11 protein-coding genes are annotated in these 9,262 nt (G+C 34.4%); 4 read left to right on the top strand and 7 right to left on the bottom strand.

From position 1 onward, the window contains the following. Positions 1-81: 81 nt before the first annotated feature. Together HMPREF9402_RS10430 and HMPREF9402_RS10425 are read right to left on the bottom strand one after the other, a co-directional pair. Positions 82-1,077 carry a sigma-70 family RNA polymerase sigma factor gene (locus HMPREF9402_RS10430; protein WP_006784872.1) on the bottom strand — a complete coding sequence of 332 codons (996 nt, stop codon included), beginning with the start codon at positions 1,075-1,077 and terminating at the stop codon, positions 82-84. A 43-nt stretch (positions 1,078-1,120) separates the two neighbouring features. Continuing rightward, on the bottom strand, positions 1,121-1,702 hold the full coding sequence (locus HMPREF9402_RS10425; protein ID WP_006784873.1) for a class I SAM-dependent DNA methyltransferase: 582 nt from the start codon (positions 1,700-1,702) through the stop codon (positions 1,121-1,123). A 119-nt stretch (positions 1,703-1,821) separates the two neighbouring features. Between HMPREF9402_RS10425 and HMPREF9402_RS10420 the strand changes: the two genes are divergently transcribed. Continuing rightward, positions 1,822-2,013 carry a hypothetical protein gene (locus tag HMPREF9402_RS10420; RefSeq protein WP_006784874.1) on the top strand — a complete coding sequence of 64 codons (192 nt, stop codon included), beginning with the start codon at positions 1,822-1,824 and terminating at the stop codon, positions 2,011-2,013. 30 nt (positions 2,014-2,043) lie between these two features. Here HMPREF9402_RS10420 and HMPREF9402_RS10415 read toward each other — a convergent pair whose 3' ends face one another. Continuing rightward, complete coding sequence (locus tag HMPREF9402_RS10415) at positions 2,044-2,841, bottom strand: DUF92 domain-containing protein (protein ID WP_009607313.1); 798 nt, start codon at positions 2,839-2,841, stop codon at positions 2,044-2,046. An 83-nt stretch (positions 2,842-2,924) separates the two neighbouring features. On the opposite strand from HMPREF9402_RS10415, the gene HMPREF9402_RS10410 reads away from it, so the two are divergent. Further along, entirely contained in the window at positions 2,925-3,566 is a 642-nt protein-coding gene (locus HMPREF9402_RS10410; RefSeq protein WP_006784876.1) for a restriction endonuclease, read from the top strand. On the opposite strand, the gene HMPREF9402_RS10405 is transcribed toward HMPREF9402_RS10410, so the two are convergent. After that, positions 3,563-4,189, bottom strand: a complete 627-nt coding sequence (locus tag HMPREF9402_RS10405) for a hypothetical protein (RefSeq protein ID WP_006784877.1) — start codon at positions 4,187-4,189, stop codon at positions 3,563-3,565. The genes HMPREF9402_RS10410 and HMPREF9402_RS10405 overlap by 4 nt on opposite strands. Continuing rightward, entirely contained in the window at positions 4,186-5,502 is a 1,317-nt protein-coding gene (locus HMPREF9402_RS10400; protein ID WP_009607316.1) for a M1 family aminopeptidase, read from the bottom strand. Before HMPREF9402_RS10400 ends, HMPREF9402_RS10405 begins: the two co-directional genes overlap by 4 nt. 535 nt (positions 5,503-6,037) lie before the next feature. Between HMPREF9402_RS10400 and HMPREF9402_RS10395 the strand changes: the two genes are divergently transcribed. Further along, complete coding sequence (locus HMPREF9402_RS10395) at positions 6,038-6,436, top strand: cytidine deaminase family protein (RefSeq protein ID WP_009607312.1); 399 nt, start codon at positions 6,038-6,040, stop codon at positions 6,434-6,436. A gap of 22 nt (positions 6,437-6,458) precedes the next feature. Here HMPREF9402_RS10395 and HMPREF9402_RS10390 read toward each other — a convergent pair whose 3' ends face one another. Together HMPREF9402_RS10390 and lepB are read right to left on the bottom strand one after the other, a co-directional pair. Further along, positions 6,459-7,358, bottom strand: coding sequence for an RluA family pseudouridine synthase (locus tag HMPREF9402_RS10390; protein WP_006784880.1), 900 nt, complete (start codon positions 7,356-7,358; stop codon positions 6,459-6,461). Positions 7,359-7,374: 16 nt separating this feature from the next. Next, on the bottom strand, positions 7,375-7,872 hold the full coding sequence (lepB, locus tag HMPREF9402_RS10385; protein ID WP_039930977.1) for a signal peptidase I: 498 nt from the start codon (positions 7,870-7,872) through the stop codon (positions 7,375-7,377). A 164-nt stretch (positions 7,873-8,036) separates the two neighbouring features. On the opposite strand from lepB, the gene pepT reads away from it, so the two are divergent. Then, complete coding sequence (pepT, locus tag HMPREF9402_RS10380) at positions 8,037-9,257, top strand: peptidase T (protein WP_009607314.1); 1,221 nt, start codon at positions 8,037-8,039, stop codon at positions 9,255-9,257. Positions 9,258-9,262 lie beyond the last annotated feature (5 nt).

The raw sequence follows: 9,262 nt of genomic DNA, 5'->3' as shown, positions 1-9,262 counted from the left end.
TTTATTTTTATTCAACCTACATTATAACTCAAAAAAAGAGACGTTTATGCACTAAATACAAAAATCGTCTCTTTTTTTAATCTAATTAACTAAGTATTCTTTATAACGCATCAATAATGTTCTTAATTTTCTCATTGCTTTTGCTTCAATTTGACGAATACGTTCACGTGTTACGCCTTCAATCTCACCGATTTCTTCTAATGTTTTCTTCTCTTCACCATTTAATCCAAAGCGATGAATAATCACAAATTGTTCGCGTGGATTTAAACTTAAAATCATTTTATCCATGTATGCTTTTAAATCTTCATCCATCGCTTGTTTTTCAGGATTATCATAAATACGCGACATTCCCTCAACTAACATTTCATTTTCATTTGAAATTAAATCTTGAAGTTCAGTATCTTCGTCTTCTTTAGATACAAATCCATTTAATGATGTTGGCTTTAACATATAAGTCTGCACACGCTTAACCGCTTCGTATTTTTCAATTGGAATTTTTAATTCTCCACATAAATTATCTACATCAACGGGTTCATCTTCTTGGTCCGCTTTTTGTTCATATCGCATGACCTGATTAATCGATTCAAACATATGAACGGGAATTCGAATCGTGAACCCTTCATCTGCAATCGTACGAGTTACTGCTTGTTTAACCCAGTAAGTCGCATAAGTTGAAAAGTTATTATCAAATGTAAAATCAAATTTTTCAATGGCTTTCATTAACCCTTCAAGTCCCACTGAAAATAAATCATCGTAATCTAATTTATGATGATAAAACTTTGTATAACGTCCAATAATTTTATGAACTAAATTGGTGTTATTAAAAATTAACCATTCAAGTGCTGTTTCATCATTTTCTAAACGGTATTTTTTTAAATATTCTAAATTATGTTGATACTCATTGGTATGTTTACGCATTAATAAATTATGCGCACTTCCTGCTACTGGACTAATTGTTGATTTCGTTTCTTCCATTTCCATCTTGCTATTAATCTCCCCTCTCATTGAGTCATTAATAACGTTTTTTCTTTTTGTATTAGTACGTTTCTTTTGATTCATTGCCCCCATGCTATTCATCCGATACGTCCTTTCTTTTTATCGAAATCAAATCCTATTCATCTCATAATTTACGGCCAATGACATTGAGCCAAACGACTTTATTTCCTTCATCTCTTAATTCAGTATGACTCCAAGCTGTCTCAATCTTTAATCCACCACATTGGCTAATTAAGTGATGAAATTGCGACGGTGAGTAATATTGAAAAAATCGTCCGTCTTCAACCCCACTTCCTTCCCCTTCTTTCACTGAGATATAAAATACACCCTCTTTTTTCAAACTCTCTCTTATTTTAATTAAAATTGATGGTAACTCTTTAGCGCTAACATGCAATAAAGATGCACAGGCCCAAACACCATCGAATTCTTCGTTAAATTGTATGTCTTCAAATAATTGATTTAAGACAGGTTGTCCAAGTAAAAGACTAGCTTGCGTCGCTAATTCCTTCGACCCATCTACAGCTACGATTTGATATCCATTTTGTTTAAAATAGTAACTATCACGACCTGATCCACACCCTAAATCTAAAATCAATCCCTCCTTTTTTATAAACGGTAAAAACTTTTTATAAGTCGCGCTCAAATCTGCTTTAACCGTTTGAAAAAAGTATTCCTTTGCATGTTGATTATAAAAGTCTAATGTCATCTTAGCACCATTTCCCTTCTGATTATATTAATTTCTTTCAATAATTATCACTCTTTTCTCACATAATAATATCAAAATTCCAAATCAAATATAATGGAATTTTGAAAGGAAGATCTAAAATGGGTAAAAATGAAATGGGTTCTCCAATGAACGCCTCTATGCAAAGTGTTAAAGAAAAATCAGATGTGGAGTTTGGAACAGGTAACGTGGCTGATGTTCGTATCGATGTAAAAAAATCAACGCCTGAAGCCGCCCGTTATACAGAATCTGCCAAAACTAGACGTACACGTCAAATGAATCAAAAACACTAACTTACATCCCCTACGAAAGTAGGGGATTTTTTATTTCATCAAGAGGAACGCAAGTAACGTCACGATGAATTGACTTAATAGATTAACCCAATCATTATTCATCAATGACCAACCGCCTACTAAATTCGTTGGTTGATCATGATGAAGACGTCGCTCTGTTATAAGGTGGCACTCCACACATTCATATTTAGGTTGGATTAAACTCCCCAGATAACTATCTAGAATTGAACCTAGGATTCCTAGGAGACAAACACTTAAAAATAGCGTGCCCCAAGTCTGTGATGAAAGGCTAAAAACCGTCAACCAAGTGGCACTAAAACTAGCAATTAAACAAGCACCAGCAATTGAAGCAAGGGTTCCAATAACTGAGACCCCACCTGATAACCCTTTATCTAATGGCTTAAAATTTAAAATAGAGCGAGGTGGATGTGAGCTTAAAACACCGATTTCTGATGCCCATGTATCTGCCGTTGCACTGGCTAAACTAACAGCCGTTGCAACTAAAAAGACTTCTTCGTGACTGATTCCATAGCCTAGGCAACAAAGCGCTGGAATTCCACCGTTACATATGATTTGAATGCTATCTCGCTTAGCTCCTTTTTCATGCAAATGATAGAGATGATATTTTCTTTCTTCCTTGTAGTAAGACCACCACATCGAACTAATAAAAAATAATCCTAACAACCCATATCCATACATGCCGCCACCTAATCCTATTAAAATGCCTACTATTAAGGCCAAAATAGCACCGGATAAAGTTAGAGCTTTCGCTAAATAGGCAACTACTGAAAAGAAAATAGTTCCTATTAAAATTAAAAAGAATTTCATTTTTTACCTCATTTGTCCATTATTTGTATAAATATCATTTTTTCTTATCATAATATAAGCAAATGACTTTGGGAGTGATGATAATGTCTTCTAAACAATTTAAAGAAAGTAAAATTAAGTTTACCGTCTTTTTTTATTTATCTATTTTACTTTCTATCTTTTTCTTATTTCAAATTCGCTATACACTGAACGTTTCAATCAAAAACTGGGATTTAACACAATATACATTGCTTATTTTAGTTGGATGCTTCTTATTAATTTGTATCCTAAGATACCATACTTTTTCATTAGAATTAAAGCAAGAAAAAGAAGTACTTGATTTAGAAATGAAGCAATTAACGTTTAAAAAATCTCAACTAAAAGATAAAATCGCATCCATGAATCCCTATGATTTTGGGGAACTTGTTGCTGATTTATTCCGTGCTAAAGGTTATAAACGCGTCTTTTTAACCCCACACATGAATCAACATTTTTATGATCTTGAAATGTATTTAGATGACGACAAAGTATTGGTCTCTTGTTTATTAGGCCAAAATCAAAGCATTGGTCAGGCTTACTTAGATCGTCTTTACTTAAAAATGAAACAAAACCAAGTGAATCACGGAATTTTTGTTACCCTTGGAACTTTTAATCCTGAATGCTATAGCTTCATTCAAAATAAACCGATTGAAATCATCAATGGTGATGAATTAATTGAGACGTTTGTGTTAAATCCAACTATTTAATTTTCTTGATTCAAAAACTTAAAATAGTTTTCACAAAATTGATTCCATAAGACTTCATATTCCGTTTCTGAAATAATCGGAAGATCGTAAATGGAGTCTTTTTGTTGTTCTTTACAAAACAAAACAAAGTCCTCAATATATGCATCTGTTTCTTCTTCATATGCATAAACTTCTTTAATGTTTAACAACTGTGCTAGCTTCAATCGAGTATGTCCATCTAGTGCAACCCATTGACCCTGAAACTTTGTTACAGGAATCAAAATATCTTTGTCACTTTTAACCCAGGTTGCTAACTCTGTTAACTTTTTTTCATTAATATAAAATTGGCTCGGTTGAATCTCACTTAATAACACTTTAAATCGTTTTTTAGGAGGAGCCTCGTATAAAAGAGTGCCTTGCTGATCTTTTATGACATGAATAAAGCCACTGTAAAACAAAAATTCCTCAATGACCTCGTCTAAATAATGGTCAGTACTCGCATATAATAACGCTTGTTCTTGATTTAAAATATCAAATGCGTATTCATAGACCTCATCTTCTTCTTGAATCTTAAAACACGTATGATGAAGTTGAAGATGAACCTGAAACATTGAACTGCCACTCGGTACTTTTTCAATTTTCATCTCTGACCCTCCCCATCGAAATACCTTTTTATTAACGCATCAAGGGCTTCTTTCTCATAAATCCAATCATTCATAAACGTCGATAAATCATAGGATAAAACATTTTCAGCTAGTTTTTGAAAGTCATTAAAATCAATGGGGTGCTTTTTAGAGGTTTGAATAAGTAATTGAATAAATCGATTAAACGTTGCTTCTCCCATTAACGATTCTAACGCTGCTAAAACAAACGGCCCTTTTGTATAACTATTATACGAAATATTATATTGACCGTAATCACAAATCGGTTCGAGATTTAGACGATCATATTGAACCCTTTGCAAAAAAGATTGTCGATAGGATTCCATTTTTTCCTCATATCGGGTTATTCCATAAAATTTCTTGATTGCAATGGCTTCAAAATAGGAGGCAAAGGCCTCGTCAAAGAAACGCGTTTTTCTCATTTCATGGTTCACACGAGGATTCCACCCATGTCCAATTTCATGATAAAGATGTGTGTGATCGTATTCACCTTCTTTAAATCCATGCTCTTCCATCAATAAATAATCTTCGCCTGCTTGAGAACCAAATCCCTCTTTAATTTCAATGATACTAAATGGTACCACCCGTTCACAACATCCAAATCGTTGTTCAAATAATTCAAAGACTCGATTTAATTCTAGTATAACTTTTTCATATGTTCTCTTGACATCTTCTTCAAAGACAAATAACCGAATAGATTCAGTTTCAATGATTTGATACTTGGCCACACAAATGTCAATTCGCCACATTTTGCGATGACTTTTATAATGATACGTTTGGAATTGAGGTGTTTTTTCAACCCCAATGAATCGTCCCCCACTAGCTACCACATAAGGCATTGGAACGGTGACGTATATGTCATAATGAAATTCATTTAAAATTCCAAGTCTAATGCTTTCCTCATTCGCCTTCGCAAGAATCGGATAAACGAGACAATCATTTCGAAGGATTGAAAACTCAGGTGAAAGCGAATCTTTAATATATGGAAAAATTGATTCATAGCCACTGATTGTTCCCTCATACTTGATCTCTAGTTCGTCAATATCTCCTTGAGGTAAAAAGACTTTGATTTCATTGACTTGATAATTGGTCTGAACTGTTTTAATTTCCTGTTCAAAAGATAAGAGCGCACCCTGCTTCAACCTAATTTCGAGGACTTTTAACTCATGATACAATAAGAAAAAAAGCGTTGAATCTTCAGATTCCCCCTCTATTTGAATGATACTTCTTCCTTTAAGTTTTTCATCATGTCGCAAAACATCAAGACTCAACTGATAATGTAAAATTCGATTCATCGTTTCCCTCCAGTCTTGAACTGTTATCTCAAACAACATTAACCTTATTTTACCACATTACCTTCTGCTAGGACTGTTTGTTTTGTTTAAATTCGGTAATTTTTCAATAAAAAAACAACCCTTTCCTTGAGTGGTTTAGTGAGATTGACGACTAACTTCTAAAATAAAATCTGATGCTTTTTAGAACCACCTAATTGATGAAAACTTTTGGCCAGTTGATTGACCTTTTCTTTGTATCTTGAATCCTGAATAACGTTTAAAGTCACCTCTTTAATCACTTAAAAAATAATTGATCAACGCTCTTTAAACTCAAAGTTAAGTTTAATGGCATTAAAAGACTAATTTTTTTAAAATCCTTCAAAATCCATGTTTAGCCCTTGCATTTCCTTTTAAATTATGTTAACCTTATTTACCCCACTATTTAGAGTTCTCAATATGCTTCTTTTTACCAACATTCTTTCATGATTTATGTTTTTAGTATGATTGCATAAACTTTAAATAGGTAATTGACGATTTTTGAATCGGAGTGATTAAAATGTTTGAAGAATTAATTGAAAAAGCGGAAGCCGTTTTAAAACCAAGACGACTATCATCTACTGCTGAAGCATCAAGTGTTGCCGCTGCTATTTTAACGAAAGAAGGTCATATTTATACAGGAGTCTGTATTGATACAGCTTGTTCAATGGGATTTTGTGCTGAACATTCAGCTGCTGCTGCCATGATTACAGCTGGTGAAAGTGAAATTGTTAAAATGGTCGCAATTAACAAGCGTGGAAATATCCTTCCTCCTTGCGGGAGATGTCGTGAATTTATTAGTCAATTAAATGATGCGAACATTGAGGCTGAAGTCTTAATTAATCGTCAACGTGCGGTTAAACTGATTGATTTATTACCTTATGATTGGCGTCAATCAAAAATGTCCGAAGTTGAATAAGAACTTCGGACATTTTTTGATGCTATTTAATTAAAGATTGCATGTCTAATGGCATTGGAATACTGAATGATAAGTTCTCCTTTGTCATTGGATGCTGCATTTGAATTTTTGCTGAATGCAAGGCTTGGCGTTTTAATTTTCCTACTTTAGCCACCCCTCCATATAAGACATCCCCTAGTAATGGATGTCCTAAATGACTCATATGAACTCGAATTTGGTGTGTACGCCCTGTCTTAAGTTCTAATTCAACGAGTGAATACGTCTTAAATTGTTTTTTGACTTCATATAAAGTCACAGCTTGATCCCCATTTTTAGCGACACGACGTCTGGCACGATGATGGCGATCCTTTCCGATTGGAGCATCAATACGCCCTTTTCTCGTTTTCAGATTGCCACTGACGAGAGCTAAATACCAACGTCTAATTTGTTTTTCAGATAATTGATAGTCCATTAAGCTATGCGCCATAAAGTGTTTGGCAAAAATGATGCCACCACTTGTATCAGTATCAATCCGATGAATATAACGAATCCGCTCATTGAAACCTTTTTGCTCATAATAATAGGCTACGCCATTCACCAACGTATTTAGTCCATCTTTTTGATCAGGATGTACCATCACTCCCGCCGGTTTATTTAAAATGAGTAAATGTTCATCTTCATACACAATATCAAGGTTCATTTTTTGTGGCTTGAAGTCAATCCCCTCTGATTCAAAGACGGGAATTAATAAGATATCGCCCACTTCTAGAATTTTATTAAAATCAGCAATCTGAGCATTTAGTTGTACCTTTTTTGACATATATAACTCATGAATCTTTTTACGAGCAAGATGATACGTCATCAAAAAGTCTCGGATACTTTGCCCGGCTTGTTTTTCTTCTATTTCAAATCTTAAATTATTTGCTTCACGAGTTACGTTCATTTCTTCCACCACACACTTATTTTTTGATTTGTCTGACCACGCCCAACACATCCTCTTTAACATCTATAAATCCGATGGCACGTGAATCTAAACTATGATTTCGATTGTCCCCCATGACAAACAGTTTTCCCTCTGGGACACGCCATGTCTTTGACCCTACTTCAATCATCGTTTCATTCAAGTAAGGTTCATCAATTAATTTCCCGTTCACATAGACGCGATGTTGATCAATTTTAATCTGATCACCACTCACCCCAATGACACGTTTTAAGAAAAATTTATGCTGATTTTTAACATGTGCATTAAAGGCAATTAAGTCGTTAATTTTAGGTTCTCGCCTTTTGTAAGCACGACGATCAATCAGAACAATTTGATTATGTTTAATCGTTGGAACCATTGACTCACCACGTGCTAAAGCAATTCGAACAAATCTTGAAATCGCATATCCAATCATTAAACTAACGCCTATTTCAATCACATCATCTAGGAATGTATTTTTTTCTTCCACGCTCATTCACCCCATCTTATTTGACTCTTTTTATTATATCACATCACACCCGATTAAAAAGAATGGATATTTTTATGAATTCTTTTTATATTTTCCAATCTATGCTATGCTATACATAATCTGATTTTAGATGACCAAACTATAGACAAACAAAAATTGGAGGGTTTATTATGCGTACTGTTGTCGATCGTTTTATCAAATATGTTTCCTTTGACACAAAATCAAATCCTGAGTCTACGACGACTCCTTCCACTCCATCACAATTAGCATTTGGTGATGTATTAGTTGAAGAGTTAAAAGAATTAGGCTTACAAGACATTCAAAAGGATGAAAATGGCTATATTTATGCGACATTACCTGCAAATTGTGAATCAGATGCGCCAGTCATCGCTTTTATCTCTCATATGGATACAAGCCCTGATTTTAATGCTGACCATGTTAAACCTCAAATTATCGATTACCAAGGGGGAGACATTATTTTAAATCAGGAAAAAAACATTGTCTTATCCCCAACTGACTTCCCATCTCTTAATCAATACGTGGGTCAACAGCTCATTACAACAGATGGAACAACCTTACTTGGGGCAGATGATAAAGCAGGAATTGCTGAAATTATGACAGCAATGGATTATTTAATTCAACACCCTGAAATTAAACACGGAACGGTTAAAGTAGCATTCACCCCAGATGAAGAAATTGGACGTGGCGCTGATCACTTCAAAGTTGAAGAATTTAAGGCTGATTTTGCTTATACGATGGATGGGGGTGTTCTAGGTGAACTACAATATGAATCCTTTAATGCGGCGGGCGCTAAACTTACCATTCATGGAAAAAGCGTTCACCCAGGGGATGCTAAAAATAAAATGATTAATGCGGCGTTAATCGCCACTGAAATTGCAAACCAATTCCCCGTGAATGAAACACCACAACATACAGAGCATTACGAAGGATTTTACCATTTAATTGACATTAGTGGTCACTGTGAAGAAGCCGTTTTAAAATACATCATCCGTGACTTTGATACGGAGCAATTTAATGCACGTAAAAAATTCGTCGAAAAAGTGGTTCAAGACTTTAATCAAAAGTATCCGTCTCATACAGTCGAACTTGAATTAAAAGACCAATACTATAATATGAACCTTCATATCAAAGATAAAATGCACATTGTCGAACTTGCTAAAAAGGCATTGATTGAAGTTGGGGTTGAACCGTTAATTGTTCCAGTTCGTGGTGGTACAGATGGTTCAAAATTATCATTTATGGGGTTACCAACGCCTAATCTCTTCACAGGTGGACATAACTTCCACGGAAAATTTGAATATATTCCAATTCCTTCAATGGAAAAAGGAGTAGAAGTCATTGTTAAAATCGCTGAATTAGCAGCAAAATAAAATAT

The organism is Turicibacter sp. HGF1 (assembly GCF_000191865.1).
GTDB lineage: Bacteria > Bacillota_I > Bacilli_A > MOL361 > Turicibacteraceae > Turicibacter > Turicibacter sanguinis.
Note: the sequence above shows the minus strand (reverse complement) of the source record. Positions and strands in the feature narration are given on the sequence as shown.